Origin of the sequence: Xylophilus ampelinus (genome assembly GCF_003217575.1) — a bacterium.
Classification (GTDB): domain Bacteria; phylum Pseudomonadota; class Gammaproteobacteria; order Burkholderiales; family Burkholderiaceae_C; genus Xylophilus; species Xylophilus ampelinus.
Map to the genome: position 1 here is coordinate 302,521 of NZ_QJTC01000001.1, position 17,531 is coordinate 320,051.

General features: G+C 68.4%; 19 protein-coding genes, 1 tRNA gene and 1 pseudogene. 12 read left to right on the forward strand and 9 right to left on the reverse strand.

The window, feature by feature from the left end; translation table 11 throughout:
* Together thrS and DFQ15_RS01355 are read right to left on the reverse strand one after the other, a co-directional pair.
* Positions 1 to 1,908, reverse strand: a complete 1,908-nt coding sequence (gene thrS, locus DFQ15_RS01350; protein WP_110464228.1) for a threonine--tRNA ligase — start codon at positions 1,906 to 1,908, stop codon at positions 1 to 3.
* A 243-nt stretch (positions 1,909 to 2,151) separates the two neighbouring features.
* Positions 2,152 to 2,319, reverse strand: a pseudogene (locus DFQ15_RS01355) (isocitrate lyase); the annotation flags it as partial.
* A gap of 253 nt (positions 2,320 to 2,572) precedes the next feature.
* On the opposite strand from DFQ15_RS01355, the gene DFQ15_RS01360 reads away from it, so the two are divergent.
* From DFQ15_RS01360 to DFQ15_RS01370, 3 genes are all read left to right on the forward strand, one after another.
* Positions 2,573 to 2,917, forward strand: a complete 345-nt coding sequence (locus DFQ15_RS01360; protein ID WP_110464229.1) for an SWIB/MDM2 domain-containing protein — start codon at positions 2,573 to 2,575, stop codon at positions 2,915 to 2,917.
* A gap of 95 nt (positions 2,918 to 3,012) precedes the next feature.
* Positions 3,013 to 4,218, forward strand: coding sequence for a PLP-dependent transferase (locus DFQ15_RS01365; RefSeq protein WP_110464230.1), 1,206 nt, complete (start codon positions 3,013 to 3,015; stop codon positions 4,216 to 4,218).
* A gap of 89 nt (positions 4,219 to 4,307) precedes the next feature.
* Complete coding sequence (locus tag DFQ15_RS01370) at positions 4,308 to 4,496, forward strand: hypothetical protein (protein WP_110464231.1); 189 nt, start codon at positions 4,308 to 4,310, stop codon at positions 4,494 to 4,496.
* Positions 4,497 to 4,521: 25 nt separating this feature from the next.
* Here DFQ15_RS01370 and DFQ15_RS01375 read toward each other — a convergent pair whose 3' ends face one another.
* Entirely contained in the window at positions 4,522 to 5,133 is a 612-nt protein-coding gene (locus DFQ15_RS01375) for an arylesterase (RefSeq protein ID WP_374940994.1), read from the reverse strand.
* 63 nt (positions 5,134 to 5,196) lie between these two features.
* Here DFQ15_RS01375 and DFQ15_RS01380 point away from each other — a divergent pair, with 63 nt between their 5' ends.
* Positions 5,197 to 5,889 (forward strand): ABC transporter ATP-binding protein, encoded by a 693-nt coding sequence (locus DFQ15_RS01380; RefSeq protein WP_110464232.1) that lies wholly within the window; start codon positions 5,197 to 5,199, stop codon positions 5,887 to 5,889.
* A gap of 121 nt (positions 5,890 to 6,010) precedes the next feature.
* Entirely contained in the window at positions 6,011 to 6,760 is a 750-nt protein-coding gene (rlmB, locus tag DFQ15_RS01385) for a 23S rRNA (guanosine(2251)-2'-O)-methyltransferase RlmB (RefSeq protein WP_110464233.1), read from the forward strand.
* A 159-nt stretch (positions 6,761 to 6,919) separates the two neighbouring features.
* Here the strand turns inward: rlmB and DFQ15_RS01390 are convergent, their stop codons facing one another.
* The gene (locus DFQ15_RS01390) at positions 6,920 to 7,519 is read right to left on the reverse strand and encodes a chromate transporter (protein WP_110464234.1); all 600 of its coding nucleotides are present in this window, start codon (positions 7,517 to 7,519) and stop codon (positions 6,920 to 6,922) included.
* On the reverse strand, positions 7,516 to 8,127 hold the full coding sequence (locus DFQ15_RS01395; protein WP_110464235.1) for a chromate transporter: 612 nt from the start codon (positions 8,125 to 8,127) through the stop codon (positions 7,516 to 7,518). The genes DFQ15_RS01390 and DFQ15_RS01395 overlap by 4 nt, the downstream gene beginning before the upstream one ends.
* A gap of 234 nt (positions 8,128 to 8,361) precedes the next feature.
* On the opposite strand from DFQ15_RS01395, the gene DFQ15_RS01400 reads away from it, so the two are divergent.
* Positions 8,362 to 8,832 (forward strand): CHRD domain-containing protein, encoded by a 471-nt coding sequence (locus DFQ15_RS01400; protein ID WP_110464268.1) that lies wholly within the window; start codon positions 8,362 to 8,364, stop codon positions 8,830 to 8,832.
* Positions 8,833 to 8,866: 34 nt separating this feature from the next.
* Here the strand turns inward: DFQ15_RS01400 and DFQ15_RS01405 are convergent, their stop codons facing one another.
* A complete protein-coding gene (locus tag DFQ15_RS01405; RefSeq protein WP_110464269.1) occupies positions 8,867 to 9,412 on the reverse strand; it encodes a DUF924 family protein in 546 nt (181 codons plus the stop codon).
* 187 nt (positions 9,413 to 9,599) lie between these two features.
* On the opposite strand from DFQ15_RS01405, the gene DFQ15_RS01410 reads away from it, so the two are divergent.
* The 4 genes from DFQ15_RS01410 to DFQ15_RS01425 all read left to right on the forward strand — a co-directional run bounded on the left by DFQ15_RS01410 (position 9,600) and on the right by DFQ15_RS01425 (position 14,365).
* Positions 9,600 to 10,049: a CHRD domain-containing protein gene (locus DFQ15_RS01410; RefSeq protein WP_110464236.1), complete on the forward strand. Its 450-nt coding sequence runs from the start codon at positions 9,600 to 9,602 to the stop codon at positions 10,047 to 10,049.
* Between the two features lie 203 nt (positions 10,050 to 10,252).
* Positions 10,253 to 12,709 (forward strand): YgiQ family radical SAM protein, encoded by a 2,457-nt coding sequence (locus tag DFQ15_RS01415; protein ID WP_110464237.1) that lies wholly within the window; start codon positions 10,253 to 10,255, stop codon positions 12,707 to 12,709.
* Between the two features lie 104 nt (positions 12,710 to 12,813).
* A complete protein-coding gene (locus DFQ15_RS01420; protein ID WP_110464238.1) occupies positions 12,814 to 13,149 on the forward strand; it encodes a thioredoxin family protein in 336 nt (111 codons plus the stop codon).
* 226 nt (positions 13,150 to 13,375) lie between these two features.
* Complete coding sequence (locus DFQ15_RS01425; RefSeq protein ID WP_110464239.1) at positions 13,376 to 14,365, forward strand: Bug family tripartite tricarboxylate transporter substrate binding protein; 990 nt, start codon at positions 13,376 to 13,378, stop codon at positions 14,363 to 14,365.
* 144 nt (positions 14,366 to 14,509) lie between these two features.
* Here DFQ15_RS01425 and pobA read toward each other — a convergent pair whose 3' ends face one another.
* Complete coding sequence (gene pobA, locus DFQ15_RS01430) at positions 14,510 to 15,721, reverse strand: 4-hydroxybenzoate 3-monooxygenase (RefSeq protein WP_110464240.1); 1,212 nt, start codon at positions 15,719 to 15,721, stop codon at positions 14,510 to 14,512.
* A 140-nt stretch (positions 15,722 to 15,861) separates the two neighbouring features.
* Between pobA and DFQ15_RS01435 the strand changes: the two genes are divergently transcribed.
* Together DFQ15_RS01435 and DFQ15_RS01440 are read left to right on the forward strand one after the other, a co-directional pair.
* Positions 15,862 to 16,632, forward strand: a complete 771-nt coding sequence (locus tag DFQ15_RS01435; RefSeq protein ID WP_110464241.1) for an IclR family transcriptional regulator domain-containing protein — start codon at positions 15,862 to 15,864, stop codon at positions 16,630 to 16,632.
* 169 nt (positions 16,633 to 16,801) lie between these two features.
* Positions 16,802 to 16,878: transfer RNA gene (locus tag DFQ15_RS01440), tRNA-Pro, on the forward strand.
* A 74-nt stretch (positions 16,879 to 16,952) separates the two neighbouring features.
* Here the strand turns inward: DFQ15_RS01440 and DFQ15_RS01445 are convergent.
* Together DFQ15_RS01445 and DFQ15_RS17645 are read right to left on the reverse strand one after the other, a co-directional pair.
* Complete coding sequence (locus DFQ15_RS01445) at positions 16,953 to 17,300, reverse strand: hypothetical protein (RefSeq protein WP_110464242.1); 348 nt, start codon at positions 17,298 to 17,300, stop codon at positions 16,953 to 16,955.
* A 1-nt stretch (position 17,301) separates the two neighbouring features.
* A partial coding sequence (locus DFQ15_RS17645) for a hypothetical protein (protein ID WP_233504212.1) occupies positions 17,302 to 17,531 on the reverse strand: 230 nt, incomplete at its 5' end.

Genomic DNA, 17,531 nt, shown 5'->3' on the forward strand with positions numbered 1-17,531 from the left:
CTAGGTCTTGAGAGCGATGTCGCTGGCGATGCGTTGCGAAAACGCGTCCAGGGCCATCACACCGAGGTCGGTATTGCCCCGGGCGCGTACTGCAACAGCTTCTGCCGCTTTTTCCTTGTCGCCGGCGACGAGGATATACGGCAGCTTCTGCAACGAGTGCTCACGTATTTTATACGTTATCTTTTCATTGCGCAGATCGAGCTGGACACGCAAGCCCTGTTGCTGCAGGGTTTTGGCGATTTCGCGACAGTAATCGGCCTGCCCGTCGGTGATGTTGAGGATCGACACCTGCACCGGTGCCAGCCACGCGGGCATGGCGCCGGAGTGGTGCTCGATCAGCATCCCGATGAAGCGCTCCAGGCTGCCGACGATCGCGCGGTGCAGCATGATCGGCCGGTGGCGCGCGCCGTCTTCGCCTACGTATTCGGCATCCAGACGCTCGGGCATCGACGGATCGACCTGGATAGTGCCGCACTGCCAGTGTCGGCCGATGGCATCCCGCAGGGTGTATTCCAGCTTGGGGCCGTAGAAGGCGCCGTCGCCGACCGCGATCTGGAAATCGCAGCCCGACGCGCGTAGGCTGTCCATCAGCGCCTGTTCGGCCTTGTCCCAGCTTTCCTCGGAACCGATGCGCTTCTCGGGCCGGGTCGCGACCTTGTAGATGATGTCGGTGAAGCCGAAGTCCTTGTAGACCTTCTGCAGCAGGGTGGTGAAGGCGGCGCACTCTTGCTGGATCTGGTCCTCGGTGCAGAAGATGTGGCCGTCGTCCTGGGTGAACGCTCGCACCCGCATGATGCCGTGCAGGCCGCCGGTCGGCTCGTTGCGGTGGCACTGGCCGAACTCGCCGAAGCGCAGAGGCAGGTCGCGGTAGCTCTTGACGCCCTGGTTGAAGATCAGGATGTGGCCGGGGCAGTTCATCGGCTTGAGCGCATAGTCGCGCTTTTCGCTCTCGGTGGTGAACATGTTCTCGCGGTACTTGTCCCAGTGCCCGGTCTTCTCCCACAGGCCCTTGTCGAGAATCTGCGGACCCTTCACTTCCTGGTAGCCGTTGTCGCGGTACACGCTGCGCATGTACTGCTCCACCTCCTGCCAGATGGTCCAGCCCTTGGGATGCCAGAACACCGTGCCCGGCGAGTGCTCGTCGATGTGGAACAGGTCCAGCTCGCGCCCCAGGCGCCGGTGGTCGCGCTTCTCGGCTTCCTCGATGCGCTTGATGTAAGCCTCGAGGTCCTTCTTGTCGGCCCAGGCCGTGCCATAGATGCGCTGCAGCTGCTCGTTCTTGGCGTCGCCGCGCCAGTAGGCGCCCGACACGCGCGTCAGCTTGAAAACCTTGAGGAAGCGGGTGTTGGGCACGTGCGGGCCCCGGCACATGTCCACGTATTCCTGGTGGTAGTAGAGGCCCATCGCATGCTCGTCGGGCATGTCCTCGATCAGGCGCAGCTTGTAGTCCTCGCCCCGTTCCTCGAAGACGCTGATCACCTCGGCGCGCGGCGTCATCTTCTTGACGACCTCGTAGTCCTGGGCGATCAGCTCCTTCATCCGCTGCTCGATCGCCGCCAGGTCGTCCGGGGTGAAGGGGCGCTCGTAGGCGATGTCGTAGTAGAAGCCTTCTTCGATTACCGGCCCGATGACCATCCGCGCTGTCGGGTACAGCTGCTTTACCGCGTGGCCGACCAGGTGGGCGGAGGAGTGGCGGATGATCTCGACACCCTCGTCGTCGCGCGGCGTGATGATTTGCAGCTTGGCGTCGTGGTCGATGACGTCGCTGGCGTCGACAAGGGTGCCGTCGACCTTGCCGGCGATGGTCATCTTGGCCAGGCCAGTGCCGATGGACTGGGCGACTTCCGCCACGGTGACCGGGCCGGGGAACTGCCGTTGGGAGTTGTCGGGGAGCGTGATCTGGATCATGGTGGATGCGAGAAAGAAACAAAAAAGCGCGGAAGGTCCGCGCTTTCGGTGGGGGTGATGCAATCCCGGGCAGGCGCGAACGACAGCCGCTAGCGGCTGGTGGAAGTCTCCGTCGTAGTTCGCGGTGTCATAACCGGGTTGCCTTTCTCGCTCTTGCAATGGAATGGGGCACCGATTTTAGCATTCGGCACCCCGTTGCCCATAACCCGCACGCCGGTCTTGCCGGCGCGAGGCGGTCGCTCGATGGAACTGCTCTTCCTCGGTGGAGGCGGCCAGTGCGGTGTCGCTCGACTTGCCGCATTGGATCGCGGTGGTCACGTCGTCGAAGTAGCCGGTGCCGACCTCCTGCTGGTGCGACACGAAGCAGTAGCCGCGGTCGCGCGCTGCGAACTCCGGCTCCTGCACCTTCTCGGCCCGTACCTGAAAGACGCGTCCTTCAACAGGTCGTGTGGATCCGGGCGCACTCCGAGCATGGGCGCGCGACCCGCCAACCGCGAAAGCGCCGTTTCGACACCTTTGCCACCCGCCATTTCCCCCGGCCGCCAGAGACGAAAAGTTGCGTTATTCCCTTGGAACGGTGTTTTTTCTCCAGTAGCATGCGCACTGCCAGTGGGAGCGAGGTTCTTTCGCTGGTACAGAACCAACTTCCACAAGGAAATCGATCATGGCAACTGCAAAAAAAGCGCCGGCAAAAGCACCGGCCCAGAAAACGGCCGCAGCCAAGGCTGCTCCCCCCACGAAAAAGGCACCTGCTGCGAAGCGCACGCCCAACCCCGCGTTCATGAAGGCCCTGACGCCCAGCCCGGCACTGGCCGCCGTCGTCGGCGCCACGCCGCTGCCACGCACCGAGATCGTCAGCAAGCTGTGGGTCTACATCAAGAAGCACGACCTGCAGGACCCGTCCAACAAGCGCAACATCAACGCCGACGACAAGCTCAAGGAAATCTTCGGCAAGCCGCAAGTCTCGATGTTCGAGCTGGCCGCACTGATCGGCAAGCACGTCAGCTGAGCCCCCGCCCGCGGTCTCCCGGAAGCCGGCATTCGCCGGTTTTTTTGCGGAGGGCGCATGCATGGGGAACGCCGCCGCGTGGCTACTATCGGGCCATGACGGACATCTCCACCAAACTCATCCACCACTCCTATCGGGCGCCCGACACCTTCGCGGCACCGCAGCCGGGTGTCTTCAAGGCGTCCACCGTCTTCTTTCCCGACGTCGCGGCGCTGCACGACCGCGACTGGAAGCACAAGACCGGCTACACCTACGGCCTGCACGGCACGCCCACCACTTTCCTGCTGGAGGAGCGGTTGGCGACGCTCGAAGGCGGGCTGCAGTGCCTGCTGGCGCCGAGCGGCCTGGCCGCCATCGCCACGGTGTCCCTCTCGTTGTTGAAGAGCGGCGACGAAGTGCTGCTGCCCGCCAACGCCTACGGCCCCAACAAATCGCTGGCCGAGGCCGAACTGGCGGCGTACGGTATCCGCTGGACGCTGTACGACCCGATGCGGCCCGAAGATCTGTCGGCCAAGCTGTCGGCCGCCACCCGCCTGGTGTGGCTGGAGGCACCCGGCTCGGTCACGATGGAGTTCCCCGACCTGCCCGCGCTGGTGCGGCTCTGCCGCGTACGGGGCGTGACCTGCGTGCTCGACAATACCTGGGGAGCGGGCCTGGCGTTCGATCCGTTCCGGCTCGACGGCGAAGGGCTGGCGGTCGATGCGTCTGTCCACGCGCTCACCAAATACCCCAGCGGCGGCGGCGACGTGCTGATGGGCAGCATCGTGACCCGCGACGAGGCGCTGCACATGCGGCTGAAGATGACCCACATGCGCCTGGGCCTGGGCGTGGGCGCCAACGATGCGGAACTGCTGCTGCGCTCGCTGCCGACCGTGGCGCTGCGCTACGACGCCCACGACGCCGCCGCGCGCACCCTGGCGAACTGGTGTGCCGGCCGTCCCGAGATCGCGACGGTGCTGCACCCCGCGCTCGACGGTGCGCCGGGCCATGCCCACTGGAAGGCGCTGTGCGGTGCCCGCGACCGCGCGGCCGGACTGTTCTCGGTGGTCTTCGACGCCCGCTACCCGCGCGCCCGGGTACACCGCTTCTGCGATGCGCTGCGGCTGTTCCGCATCGGCTATTCCTGGGGCGGTCCGATCAGCTTGGTCGTGCCCTACGACATCCGGACGATGCGCGACGCCCGTGTTTCCGATTGGCCGCACGACGGCACGCTGGTGCGGTTGTCGATCGGCCTGGAAGGCGCAACCGACCTGCAGGCCGATCTGGAGCAGGCGCTGGCTACACTGGCCGCACCGGCGTAGCGTACCTGCGGGGCGCGCGGGCTGGGCACTGCGGCTTTTCGCATACATTGGGTGCATCGCAAACCAGATGCACAGAAACGGAAGAACGAGTGGCTACACCCAACTACGGATACGAGAAACGCCAAAAGGAATTGGCCAAGAAGCGCAAGAAGGAAGACAAGCTCAAGGCCAAGGCGGAGCGCAAGACCACCGACGGTTCGGACGACAACGGCCTGCAGGACGATGCCCCCGACGCCAGTGCGCCGGGCAGCGCGGGCGACGCGGCCAAGCCGGAGTGACCCCGTTCGCCCGTCGCGGTGCCGTTCAGCCGACCAGCTTCCTGATCTCGGGCCAGACGTTGTCGAGCATGCGGGGATGGGCCTTGGCCAGCGGATGGATCCGGTCGGCCTGGAACATGTCGGCCGTATCGGGCCCGTCGGCCACGCCGCGCAGGAAGAAGGGCACGACCGGGCTGCCGGTGGCGGCAGCGACCTTCTCGAACACGGCGGAAAAGCGCCGCATGTAGTCGGTGCCGTAGTTCGGCGGTACCTGGATACCCACCAGCAAGGGCTTGGCGCCCGCCGCCTGCGCCGCCTTGGCCATGGCCGTCAGGTTGTCCTCGGTATTGTCGAGCGGCAGGCCGCGCAGGGCGTCGTTGCCGCCCAGCTCCACGATGACGACATCGGGCTGGTGCTGCTTCAGCAGCGCCGGCAGGCGGGAGCGGCCTCCGGCGGTGGTGTCGCCGCTGATGCTGGCGTTGATCACCTGCACATCCAGCTTCTGTTCGACCAGGCGCTTCTCCAGCAGCGATACCCAGCCGGCACCGCGGGCCAGGCCGTATTCGGCGCTGAGCGAATCGCCCACCACCAGCAGCTTCCGACGCACGCCGGATGCGGTCCGCGCCGCCAGCGGTGCCGACAGCACGGCAACGGCCAAGGCCAAGGCCAAGGCCAGGGTACACGCGCTAAAGTCTCTTCGATTCACCACACAAGGCCTTTCATGTCGGATTCAGCCGCCGGGGAACCGGCGATCATCGCGGTCGAGCATGTCTTCAAATCCGTCAGCGACTCGACCGGGTCTCTCGACATTCTGCGGGATATCGATTTCCGGCTGGCGGCGAGGGAAACCGCGGCGATCGTGGGCGCCTCGGGCTCGGGCAAGAGCACGCTGCTGTCGATCCTGGCCGGGCTGGATACGCCCAGCCGCGGCACGGTACGGCTGGGGGGCGAGGACATCTTCGCCCTCGACGAGGACGACCGCGCCGCGCTGCGCGCCCGCAAGGTCGGCTTCGTGTTCCAGAGCTTCCAGCTGATGGCCAACCTGAGCGCGCTGGAGAACGTGTTGCTGCCGCTGGAGCTGGCCGGCCGCGCCGACGCCCGCAAGGCCGCGCGCGAGATGCTGGGCCGTGTGGGGCTGGGCGAACGGCTCGGCCACTACCCGAAGGTGCTGTCGGGCGGTGAGCAGCAGCGGGTGGCGCTGGCGCGTGCCTTCGTGGTCGAGCCGGCGGTGCTGCTGGCCGACGAGCCGACCGGCAGCCTCGACTTCGCGACCGGCGAGAAGGTGATGGAGCTGATGTTCGACCTGAACCGCGAACGCGGCACGACGCTGGTGCTGGTGACCCACGACCGGGCGATCGCCGCCCGCTGCGAGCGGCGCATCACCATCGACGCCGGCCGGGTCGTCGAGGGCTGAATCCAAGTAAAAGAGGGCCGCAGCCGGCGCAGCACTTCGACGGCATGCTATTAAACTTATAGCAAAGGCCTGCGAGACCCTCGGCTGGTCGGGCATGCCGGCCGGCCGCGATAATCCCCGCATGTCCTCCCCCAAAGTGCTTTTCGGCTTCCACGCCGTCGGCGTGCGCCTGAAGACCGCGCCAGCATCCGTCCTCGAAATCTACTACGAGCCCACCCGCCGCGATGCCCGTATGCGCCAGTTCCTGGACCGGGCCCGCGAAGCCGGTGCCCGGCTGGTCGAGGCCGACGGCGCCCGGCTCTCGAAGCTGGCCGGCAGCCACGGCCACCAGGGCGTGGCCGCCCGGGTCGAGACGCTGCCGCAGGCGCATTCGCTCGACGAGCTGCTGGAGCAGCTGGAAGCTTCGGGCGGCGGAGAGCCGCCGCTGCTGCTGGTGCTCGACGGCGTGACCGATCCGCACAACCTCGGCGCCTGCCTGCGGGTGGCCGACGGTGCCGGCGCCCACGCGGTGATCGCGCCCAAGGACCATGCGGTGGGCATCAACGCCACCGTGGCCAAGGTCGCCAGCGGCGCGGCCGAGACGGTGCCGTACTTCATGGTGACCAACCTGGCCCGCACCCTGGACGAGCTGAAGGAGCGCAGCATCTGGTGCATCGGTACCAGCGACGACGCGCCCAGGACGCTGTACCAGGTCGACCTGAAGGGCCCGGTCGCGCTGGTGCTGGGCGCCGAGGGCGACGGCATGCGCCAGTTGACCCGCAAGACCTGCGACGAGCTGATCAGCATCCCGATGCGCGGCGCGGTCGAGAGCCTGAACGTCTCCGTCGCCAGCGGCGTCTGCCTGTACGAAGCCGCCCGCCAGCGCCTTTGAATAAGGTGTGAGAGAACCTACTGCGCAACCCGATTGAGCGTCTGCGGTCCTCACCGTACGAGAGCACGGCTCCGGTTCTCGACAGCGGGTGGTCGGCGCGGATCGCCGGCTGCGGCCTTTTTTCATTGTCGAGGTTAGCGATGGCGGCCGCGCCGCCGGCTAGATCCAGCCCAGCCCGCCCAGCAGCGCACCGGCACCCAGCACCCACAGTAGGTGCAACCGGGTGCGCCATACGACCAGCGCCGCGGCGATCGCGGTGGCCCATACCGCCCACGGCGCGCTGGTGGCCGAGCCGCCGCTCACCAGCACCCAGCCGGTGGCCATCAGCAGCCCGACCACCACCGGACCCATGCCCTGCTTGAAGGCGCGCACCGCGCGGCGGTGCCGGTTGTGCTGCAGCCAGCGCGCGGCCGAATAGGTGAGCACGCCGCTCGGCAGCAGGATGCCGACCATCGTGATCAGCACGCCCGCCGCGCCCAGCGCCCAGGCGTGCGGCCCCGCGGCCATGCCGCCGGCCGAATTGACGCCGACGTTCCATCCGAGCAATGCGACGAAGAGCACGTTGGGCCCCGGCGCCGCCTGGGCGATCGCGATCGACGCGCTGAACTGCGGATCGGTCAGCCACGCCTCTTGGTCGACCAGGTAGCGGTGCATGTCGGGGACGGTGCCGATCGCGCCGCTTACCGACACCAGGGAGAGCGCCATGAACTGCACGAACAGCGCCAGCCAGTCGGCCGTGCTCAGCGTGGCGCCCATCATGGCCGCAGCTTTCGCCAGGTGAGCACGCACGACAGGCCGCCCACGCCCAGCAGCACCGCCGGCAGCGGCCAGCGCAGCAGGGCGATCATCGCGAAGCATGCGCCGCCGAAGACGGCGCAGAGCGGAACACCCAGCGGATGCTGGCGCAGCGCCGGGACCAGCTTCAGCCCGGTGGCCAGGATCAGGCCCGCGGCCACCGCGGCCATGCCGCGCAGGGTGCCGGCCACCGCCGGCCGGTCCTGGTAGTGGCCGTAGAACACCGCCAGCGTGAGCACCACGCACATCGGCACGGTGATCAGCCCGAGCAGCGCGACGACCGCGCCGCGCCAGCCGAAGAACCGGTCGCCCAGGATCAGACCCAGGTTGACCACGTTGGGGCCGGGCATGATCTGCGCGACCGCCCATTCCTCCAGGAACTCGGCGCGCCCCATCCAGCGGCGGCGCTCCACCAGCTCCCTCTGCACCACCACCAGCACGCCGCCGAAGCCCTGCAGGGCGAGCAGGGTGAAGGCGACGAACAGCGCCCGGAGCGAATCGGGGCCTGGCAGCAGGCCGGGTTCCTCGGGCGTCGGCGCCCGGGGGGTGGAGGAGGGCGGCGCAGCGGGCATGGCCCGATTATCCCCGTGTGACCGCCGTCGGCGCACAGCCCCGCAGGCACCGGCGGCGGGCGGGCTTGCCGCCATTCATCGCCCGGCCGGCGCGGGGAAAAACAGCGACGCGGTCCATCGGTGTCCCCGTATCCCGCGCGGGCGGAACGGCGGCCATGAAAGAATCGCCTTTTGACCGAGCGCACCGCGCGGGCACCGCCCCGCCGGAGCGCGACACGCAAGGAGTTCTGCCGCATGAATGCCACCCCTCGATTTTCACGCCGGTCGCTGCTGTGTGCCGGCTTGGCCACTGCCGCTGTCCTGTCGGGTTGCGCCACTCCGGCCAAACCCGATCCCGACGCCCACCTGGCCACCTTCACCACCCGGCTGGCCGGCACCAACGAAGTGCCGCCCAACGGCAGCATGGGCACCGGCACGGTCGATGCGCTGTTCGACCGCAACACGATGCTGCTGCGCTGGAAGATGTCGTACAGCAACCTCAGCGGGCCGCCCGCCATGGCGCACTTCCACGGGCCGGCGGCCATCGGCACCAACGCGCCGCCGGCGATCACCTTCCGCGCGCCGCTGACCAGCCCCTACGACGGCCGGGCCACGCTGACCCAGGCCCAGGCAGCCGAGCTGCTGGCGGGCCGCTGGTACGTGAACCTGCATACCGCACAGTACCCGGGCGGCGAGCTGCGCGGGCAGATGATCGAGCGCCGCTGACCCTGTCGCCGGGCGGCTCCGCCCCGGCGCGCCGTCAGCCGGCGAAGCCCCCAGCGTCCAGGAACGCCTGTTCCTCGGGCGTCGTGCCGCGGCCGAGCACCGCGTTGCGGTGCGGAAACCGGCCGAAGCGCCGAACGATGTCGCGATGCAGTTCGGCGAAGCGCAGGGTGGTGCCCGGCAGCGGTCGGCTGAGCGCCACGCAGTCGTCCTGGTCGGCCAGCGATTCGGAGTGCATCAGCGGCATGTAGAAGAAGGCGCGCAATTCGACCGCGGTGGCCTGGTCGAAACCCCGGCCGATCGCGGTGCGGGCGGTGCGCAGGGCCTGGGCGTCGGTGGCGAAGGCGCGGGGCGAATCGCGAAAGGCGTTGCGCGGGAACTGGTCGAGCAGCAGCACCAGCGCCAGCGCGCCGGGAGCGTCCTGCGCCCAATCGTCGAGCGAACCCGCGGCGACGGCCTCGTGTGCGGCGAGAAAACGGTGCGTGAATTCAGCATCGAAGGCATCGTTCTTAGCGAACCACTTTTCGGGGCCGGCGGCGCGCCAGAAACCGAGGACGTCGGCAGATGGGGAGTCGTGTGTCATGCGCCTCAGCGTATGCCAGCCCGTGCCGGCGGCTAAAGGGCGGTAGCGTTTGCTTGCAATCGGCGCGCCGGCCCGCTGGAAGATGCGGCGGTACACGGCCGTCGGGGGCCGCTTGCGGATGGGGCGGTAGCCCGTAGGCAGCGATACCCGCGAAGGCCATTCCCATCCCTTCACACGGAGTTCTTCCATGACCATTTCCCGCCGTCTCTCCTGCACCCTGCTGGCCTCCGCCGCCGTCCTGGCCCTGGCCGCCGGCTGTACCACCGTGACCTCCAACACGGCGACGCTCACCGCGCGCCTGTCCGGCGACCAGGAAGTGCCGCCGGTCCAGACGCTGGGCCAGGGCACGGCCCAGATTTGGTACAACAAGCAGACCAACGGCCTGCGCTGGAAGGTGGTCTATTCGGGCCTGAGCTCGCCGGCCACGGCAGCCCACTTCCACGGCCCGGCCGCCATCGGCGCCAACGCCGGCGTGGTCGTTCCGTTCAAAGGCCCGCTGTCGGGCACCGAGGAGGGCGAGGTCGTCATCACCCCGGCACAGGGCGAAGAACTGCTGTCGGGCCTTTGGTACGTCAACGTCCACACTTCCAACCACCCCGCAGGCGAGATTCGCGGCCAGGTCACCCTGGTGCGCTGATCGGTCGATGCACGTTCGCCACGCGGCGGGTCCGCGCGGCGGCCCCGGCCGTTGCACCGCGGGTGCATCGCCGGGGCTTTTCTGCGGCCGGGTGTGGCCGGTACGCCATCGGTAGCCTCGACGCAAGTGCGCAGTACCCCTTGAGCGAAGGCAAAACCCGCGGGCCGGCCTAAAATACCCGGTCCCCCCAGAAAGCCCCCGCGATGAACGCCCCCGTCGACGTTTCCTTTTTCGCGCGCGCCGCAAAGCCCCTCACCAGCTACCGCAAATACTGGGCGGCGCGTTTCGGCACCGCCAGGTTCCTGCCCACCAGCCGTGCTGAAATGGACGCGCTCGGCTGGGACAGCTGCGACGTGGTGATGGTGACCGGCGACGCCTACGTCGACCATCCGAGCTTCGGCATGGCGGTGATCGGCCGGATGCTGGAGGCGCAGGGCTTTCGCGTGGGCATCATCGCCCAGCCGGATTGGCACAGCGCCGATGCGTTCAAGGCGCTGGGCAAGCCCAACCTCTATTTCGGGGTGACCTCGGGCAACATGGATTCGATGATCAACCGGTACACCGCCGACCGGAAGATCCGCAGCGACGACGCCTACACCCCCGGCGACATCGGCGGCAAGCGTCCCGACCGGGCGGCGATCGTCTACTCGCAGCGCTGCCGCGAGGCCTGGAACGACGTGCCGATCATCCTGGGCGGCATCGAAGGCAGCCTGCGCCGCATCGCCCACTACGACTACTGGTCCGACAAGGTGCGCCGCAGCGTGGTGGTCGATGCCAAGTGCGACCTGCTGCTCTACGGCAACGCCGAGCGCGCGCTGGTCGAGGTGAGCCACCGCCTGGCCGCCCGCGAGCCGGTGCAGCGGATCACCGACGTGCGCGGCACCGCCTTCGTGCGCCGCGCGGTGCCCGAGGACGCATGGTTCGAGATCGACTCGACCAGCGTCGATGCGCCGGGCCGGGTCGAGGCGCATGTCAACCCCTACCTGATGGTGTCCGACCAGGCCAAGGCCAACGGTGCCACCTGCGCCAAGGAAGACGAGGCCCAGGCCGCGGCCTCCGACGCGGAAGCCGCCGGTGCGCGGGCCCTGGCCGCGATCCGCGCCCGCACCGCTGTTTCCGACCTGGCGGCCAAGCCGATCGCCTTCGTCGCCAATCCGTCGGTCAAGCTCAAGGTGCCGCCGCGCGACCGCAGCGTGATCCGCCTGCCGAGCTACGAGCAGGTGCGCGCCGACCCGGTGCTGTACGCCCACGCCAACCGGGTTCTACATCTGGAGACCAACCCCGGCAACGCCCGCGCCCTGGTGCAGGCCCACGGAGAAGGCGACACCGCCCGCGACGTGTGGATCAATCCGCCGCCGATCCCGCTGACCACGGCCGAGATGGACTATGTATTCGATCTGCCGTACGCCCGCAGCCCGCACCCGCGCTATGCCGACGCGGCCGGCAGCCACGACGGCGCGACCAAGATCCCCGCCTGGGAGATGATCCGCTTCAGCGTGAACATCATGCGCGGCTGCTTCGGCGGCTGCACCTTCTGCTCGATCACCGAGCACGAGGGCCGCATCATCCAGAGCCGTTCGGAAGACTCGATCATCAAGGAGGTCGAGGCGATCCGCGACAGCGTCACCGGCTTCACCGGCACCATCTCCGACCTGGGCGGCCCCACCGCCAACATGTACCGCCTGGGCTGCAAGAGCCCCGAGATCGAGGCCGCCTGCCGCAAGCCGAGCTGCGTGTATCCGGGCATTTGCTCCAACCTGGGCACCAACCACGATCCGCTGATCAGGATCTACCGCCGCGCCCGGGCGCTCAAGGGCATCAAGAAAATCCTCATCGGCTCCGGCCTGCGCTACGATCTGGCGGTGCAGAGCCCCGAGTACGTCAAAGAGCTGGTGCAGCACCACGTGGGCGGCTACCTGAAGATCGCGCCCGAGCACACCGAGCAGGGCCCGCTCACCAAGATGATGAAGCCGGGCATCGGCAGCTACGAGAAATTCCGGCAGATGTTCGAGAAGTTCTCGGCCGAGGCGGGCAAGAAGCAGTACCTGATCCCGTACTTCATCGCGGCGCACCCGGGCACCAGCGACTCGGACATGATGAATCTGGCGATCTGGCTCAAGAAGAACGGTTTCCGCGCCGACCAGGTGCAGACCTTCTACCCGAGCCCGATGGCCACCGCCACCGCGATGTACCACTCCGGCCGCAACACGCTCAAGAAGGTGCGGCGCGACGTGCGCGACGACGACGAGGCGGTCGACATCGTCCGCGGCGAGAAGCGCCGCCGGCTGCACAAGGCCTTCCTGCGCTACCACGACCCGAACAACTGGCCGCTGCTGCGCGACGCGCTGAAGGCCATGGGCCGGGCCGATCTGATCGGCAACGGCAAGCACCACCTGATCCCCACCTTCCAGCCGCTGACCGACGGCAGCTACCAGAGCGCGCGGCGCAAGAACTCGACCCCGCTGCCGGTGCGCACCCCGGGCGTCGCCAGCAAGGGCAACGCCACCGGGGTGGCCGTCGCGCGGCAGGCGGTGCAGCCGGTCAAGGGCCGCATACTCACCCAGCACACCGGCCTGCCGCCGCGCGACAACGGTGCGGGCACCGCCGGCCGCGCGCCGTGGAATGCATCCGGCAACGGCGGTCGGGGCAAGAACCGCTGAGCTCGCACGAAATAAGGCTGTAGCCGGCGCCGATAGCCGACCACCAGCTATCGAATGTATAGCGCCGCCGGATCCGCACGACTCGGCGTCGAAAGGTCTGCGCCATGCCCGCTCCCGTCGTTCCCTACAGCGAAGCAGCGCCCACCCGCGCCGAGGTCGATGCGATGGCCGGGCCGGTGCTGCTGGATTTCGGCACGAACTGGTGCGGCTTCTGCCAGCGGGCGCAGCCGGCGGTCGACCAGGTGCTGGCGGCGCATCCGCAGGTGCGCCACATCAAGGTGGAAGACGGGCCGGGCCGCGCGCTGGGCCGAGCCTTCAAGGTCAAGCTCTGGCCCACGCTGATCGCCGTGCGGGACGGGGTCGAACTGGCCCGCGTCGTACGCCCGGCCGACGCGCAGGCCGTCGAAGAGGTGCTGACCCGGCTCATGCCCACCGCATGATTGCCCGAGGCCAGGGCATCCGGCGCGCCGTCTCCGCCCGCAGCGGGTCTGGCACGCCAATCGCTAGTGGAACGGGGCCGGCGCACAGACACCTGTGGCGGCCCTCCGTCCGCACCAAAATCATGCAGTGCGATTTCCTGTCAGCGGCTGCAGGCTTCCAGCGAGCCTGCATGCCGAGCGTCGCCGACCATCCGGCGGCGGCGCCACCGCCTCGCATTTCGACCTCATGACACATTCGCAGCGCTCCCTTCTCCCCAACCGCCGTGCAGCCCTGGGCCTGCTGGCCGCCGGTGCCGGCACCCTGGCGCTCCCCGCGCGTGCCGCCTGGCCCGACCGGCCGATCAAGATCGTCGTCACCTTCGCCCCGGGCGGCGCCAGCGACATCCTGGCGCGGGTGATGGCCGAACAGCTGACGCACCGTCTGGGCCAGAGCGTGGTGGTCGACAACAAGCCGGGCGCCGGCGGCACCATCGGCGGCTCGGCGGTGGCGCAGGCCCCGGCGGACGGCTACACGCTGATGCTGGCCAACACCACGCCGATCGCGCTGGGGCCTTTCACGCTGGAGAAGCAGCCCTACGACCCGGTCGAGGCCTTCACCCACGTCGCGGCACTGGGGTCGGCACCCCTGGTCGTGATGGCCAACAAGGCGTCGGGCATCCGCACCCTGGCCGACCTGGTCGCGCAGGCGCAGAAGGCGGGGCGGCTCGACTTCGGCTCGGGCGGCCCGGGCTCCGTCGGCCATGTGCACGGCGAGCTGATCCGCAAGACGCTGGGCGTGCCGATGGTGCACGTGCCCTACCGCGGCGGCGCGCCGATGACCACCGACCTGCTGGCCGGCACGATTCCGGTGGGCATCGACGTGATCACCGCCTATGTGCAGTTCTTCAAGACCGGCCAGCTGGTGCCCCTGGCCGTGACCGGCACGGTGCGGTCGCCGCTGATGCCCGACGTGCCCACCGTGGTCGAACTGGGCCAGCCCGGCCTGGTGCTGGAAAACTTCTTCGGCCTCGACGGCCCGGCCCACCTGCCGCCCGCCATCGTCGCGCGGCTCCATGCCGCCTGCAACGAGGTGATCGTGCTGCCCGAGGTGCAGAAGAAGATGACCGAGCTGGGCATCGTCGCGGTGCCGCAGACCACCGCCCAGTACGACGCCTTCGTGCGCAACCAGGTCGCGGTGCTGAGCACCACGGTGAAGGGTGCCGGCATCCGGCTGTGACGCGATTGCAGCCGTTTCAGGCCTCCAGCCTTAGTACGGTGCCGGCTTCTAGCTATAAATTTAATAGCATCACGAAGGGCATGCAGCTTTGACGGACCGTACGACCGAGAACGGATCGCGTCGGCCGCCGGACGGGCCTGCGCCTTACACAGGACGTTGCGACACCGGGACTGGCATCGCATCCTGCATCGGCAGACCCACGTAGTTCTCGGCCAGCGCGGTCGACGCGGCCTGGGAGTGCACCAGGTAGTCCAGCTCCGCCTCCTGAATCTTCTGGCCGAACGCGCCCGTCTCGGGGAACCGGTGCATCAGCGAGGTGAACCACCACGAGAAGCGCTCGGCCTTCCAGACGCGGCGCAGGCAGCGGGCCGAGTACCCGTCGATGCCGGCGGCGCTCTTCTCGCCGAAGTATTCGGAGAACGCCTGGAACAGGAAGGCCACGTCGGAGGCCGCCAGGTTGAGGCCTTTCGCGCCGGTGGGCGGCACGATGTGCGCCGCGTCGCCGGCCAGGAACAGGCGGCCGAACCGCATCGGCTCGGCGACGAAGCTGCGCAGCGGCGCGATGCTCATCTCGAGCGACGGGCCGGTCGCCAGACGGTCGCGGGCGGCCGGGTCCAAGCGGCGCCGCAGTTCGTCCCAGAAGAGGACGTCGGTCCAGTTCAGGGCCTTGTCGTCCGACGGCACCTGCAGGTAGTAGCGGCTGCGGGTCTCGCTGCGCATGCTGCACAGCGCGAAGCCGCGCTCGGTGTTGGCGTAGATCAGCTCGTGCGAGACCGGGGGCACGTCGGCCAGCACGCCGAGCCAGCCGAAAGGGTAGACCCGCTCGTAGGTGCGCAGCGCCTCGGCCGGCACGCTCTGGCGGCTGACGCCGTGGTAGCCGTCGCATCCGGCAATGAAGTCGCATTCGATTTCGTGGGTGGCGCCGTCCTTCTCGTAGCGCACCCGCGGCGCGGCGCCGTCGAAGTCGTGCAGGCCGACGTTCTTCGCCTCGTAGACCGTGACGAGGCCTTCGGCGGCCCGCGCTTCCATCAGGTCGCGTGTCACCTCGGTTTGGCCGTAGACCGTCACCCGCTTGCCGTCGGTCAGCGCATGCAGGTCGATCCGGTGGCGGGCGCCCTGGAACAGCAATTCGATGCCGTCGTGCGGCAGGCCCTCGGCATGGGCGCGGGCGCTGACGCCGGCCTGGTCCAGCAGGTCGAGCGTCGTCTGCTCCAGCACGCCGGCACGAATGCGGCCCAGCACATAGTCGCCGCTCTGGCGCTCGACGACGATGTTGTCGATGCCGGCCTTGAACAGCAGTTGGCCGAGCAGAAGGCCGGCCGGGCCCGCGCCGACTATGGCGACCTGGGTACGCATGGAATGTCTCCGTGGTGGTGCTGGTGCGACAGCGGTGAGGGTAGGGTTGTAGCCCACCCCGGCACCAGGGCTCCGGAGAGGTGCTGTGCGATCATCGGTACTGCTGCGCGATGATCGCGCAGCATCGAACGGAGCGGAGCATGGCGATCGAGCGGGCGGACTTCATCGAGGGCATGGCCAAGGGCATGGCGGTGCTGGAGAGCTTCGATACCGAGCGGCAGCGCCTGAACGCCACGCTGGCGTCGCAGCGGACGGGCATCACCCGGGCGGCCGCGCGCCGGCACCTGCTGACCCTCGCGCATCTGGGCTATCTGGAGACGGACGGCCGCTACTTCTGGCTGTCGCCCAAGGTGCTGCGCTTCTCCGGCAGCTACCTTGCCTCGGCCCGTCTGCCGCGGGCGGTGCAGCCGATGCTCAACCGGCTGGCCGCGCAGACGCAGCAGTCGTTCTCTGCCGTGGTGCTCGACGGCGACGAGGTGGTCATCGTGGCGCGGAGCGGCGTGCACGGCGCCCCGGCGCGGATGCTGGCCTACGGACTGCACCTGGGCGCGCGGCTGCCGGCGCATGCCACCTCGACGGGCCGCATGCTGCTGGCGGCGCTGGCGCCGTCCGCGTTCTCCGCCTGGTGCGCAGGCCGCACCCTGCCGCGGCTGACCCCGCGGACCAGCACCCGGATGGCCGATTTCCGCCGCAAGGTGGTCCGGGCGCGGACGGACGATTTCTGCCTGTCGGCCGAGGAGCACGAGATGGGCGTGCAAGCGCTGGCCGTCCCGCTGCGCAACATGCAGGGCCACACGGTGGCGGCACTGAACGTGGTGGTGTCGCCGCAGCGGGTCGACGAAGACAGCATGCGGCGCGATCTGCTGCCGCTGCTGATCGAGGCGGCGCGCGAGGCGCGGGGACTGCTCTGAGCCGGCAGGCGCGGGTGCCGGTTCAGGTGCGTGGCCTGCGCCGGCCCGGCGCCTCCGCGAGCCACGCCCGGCGCCACGCGATCGCCACGTCGGAAGCCGAAGCGACGCGGATGAAATTCTCCGGGAAGATGCGGAAAGTCCGCGATTTTGGCGCTAGAATGCCAGCTGTCGGGGCGTAGCGCAGCCTGGTAGCGCATCTGCTTTGGGAGCAGAGGGTCGTGAGTTCGAATCCCACCGCCCCGACCATGTTCATAAGGCCGTTTTCACCGCAGTGAAAACGGCCTTTTTTCCGTTACGGGTTGTCGACCTGTTGCGGCCGGCTAATCGCGGCAGCGCACCATGCGCCGGTTGATCTCCGCCAGCATCATGGCGTGCATCGCCTGAAAGGCATCGCGGTAGCGCTCGGCCGCATGCTCCGGAAGGATGTCGGCGACCCTGTCCATCGAGGTCAGATAGCTGTCGGCCACCCGTTCCAGACCCGGTGACGCCTGCAACATGGCATGCACCGCATACTCGGTGGCCTGCAGTTGGGTGGCCAGCCGCTGTACCAACGCGGTGGACTGCTCCCACGCCCGGTTCTGCAGCTGGTTATTGCGGTCGATCAGGGTCTTCCATTCCAGGAACTCCTGGCGGGAAACCCAAACGTCATCCGGGTTGCGAGCGTCCATGTTATTTGTTGTCTGTAGTACCGAATGAAATATCGTCGGCCGTCCACAGGCAAAAGCGTGTGGGTTTGCGGCCTGTGCCCGAGTAGGCGGCGGCTTGCAGGCGGCCGCTCGGCGGTGCGTTGCGAGGTTGCAGCAGGGCGGTTTCAAGCCTGAAGCGCAACACCTGCCATCCGATAAGGTCAGCAGATGTCCAAGCCCACCGCCGCAGTTCCGTACCGCCAACTCCAGCCA

Excerpts from the sequence above, each read along its gene's own strand:
- DFQ15_RS01360 (WP_110464229.1), top strand. The coding sequence starts at position 2,573 with ATGGCAACTGCAAAAAAAGCGCCGGCAAAAGCACCGGCCCAGAAAACG.
- thrS (WP_110464228.1), bottom strand. The coding sequence starts at position 1,908 with ATGATCCAGATCACGCTCCCCGACAACTCCCAACGGCAGTTCCCCGGC.
- DFQ15_RS01415 (WP_110464237.1), top strand. The coding sequence starts at position 10,253 with ATGAACGCCCCCGTCGACGTTTCCTTTTTCGCGCGCGCCGCAAAGCCC.
- pobA (WP_110464240.1), bottom strand. The coding sequence starts at position 15,721 with ATGCGTACCCAGGTCGCCATAGTCGGCGCGGGCCCGGCCGGCCTTCTG.
- DFQ15_RS01405 (WP_110464269.1), bottom strand. The coding sequence starts at position 9,412 with ATGACACACGACTCCCCATCTGCCGACGTCCTCGGTTTCTGGCGCGCC.
- DFQ15_RS01395 (WP_110464235.1), bottom strand. The coding sequence starts at position 8,127 with ATGCCCGCTGCGCCGCCCTCCTCCACCCCCCGGGCGCCGACGCCCGAG.
- DFQ15_RS01410 (WP_110464236.1), top strand. The coding sequence starts at position 9,600 with ATGACCATTTCCCGCCGTCTCTCCTGCACCCTGCTGGCCTCCGCCGCC.
- DFQ15_RS01390 (WP_110464234.1), bottom strand. The coding sequence starts at position 7,519 with ATGATGGGCGCCACGCTGAGCACGGCCGACTGGCTGGCGCTGTTCGTG.
- DFQ15_RS01400 (WP_110464268.1), top strand. The coding sequence starts at position 8,362 with ATGAATGCCACCCCTCGATTTTCACGCCGGTCGCTGCTGTGTGCCGGC.
- DFQ15_RS01435 (WP_110464241.1), top strand. The coding sequence starts at position 15,862 with ATGGCGATCGAGCGGGCGGACTTCATCGAGGGCATGGCCAAGGGCATG.
- DFQ15_RS01425 (WP_110464239.1), top strand. The coding sequence starts at position 13,376 with ATGACACATTCGCAGCGCTCCCTTCTCCCCAACCGCCGTGCAGCCCTG.
- DFQ15_RS01420 (WP_110464238.1), top strand. The coding sequence starts at position 12,814 with ATGCCCGCTCCCGTCGTTCCCTACAGCGAAGCAGCGCCCACCCGCGCC.
- DFQ15_RS01365 (WP_110464230.1), top strand. The coding sequence starts at position 3,013 with ATGACGGACATCTCCACCAAACTCATCCACCACTCCTATCGGGCGCCC.
- rlmB (WP_110464233.1), top strand. The coding sequence starts at position 6,011 with ATGTCCTCCCCCAAAGTGCTTTTCGGCTTCCACGCCGTCGGCGTGCGC.
- DFQ15_RS01445 (WP_110464242.1), bottom strand. The coding sequence starts at position 17,300 with ATGGACGCTCGCAACCCGGATGACGTTTGGGTTTCCCGCCAGGAGTTC.
- DFQ15_RS01380 (WP_110464232.1), top strand. The coding sequence starts at position 5,197 with ATGTCGGATTCAGCCGCCGGGGAACCGGCGATCATCGCGGTCGAGCAT.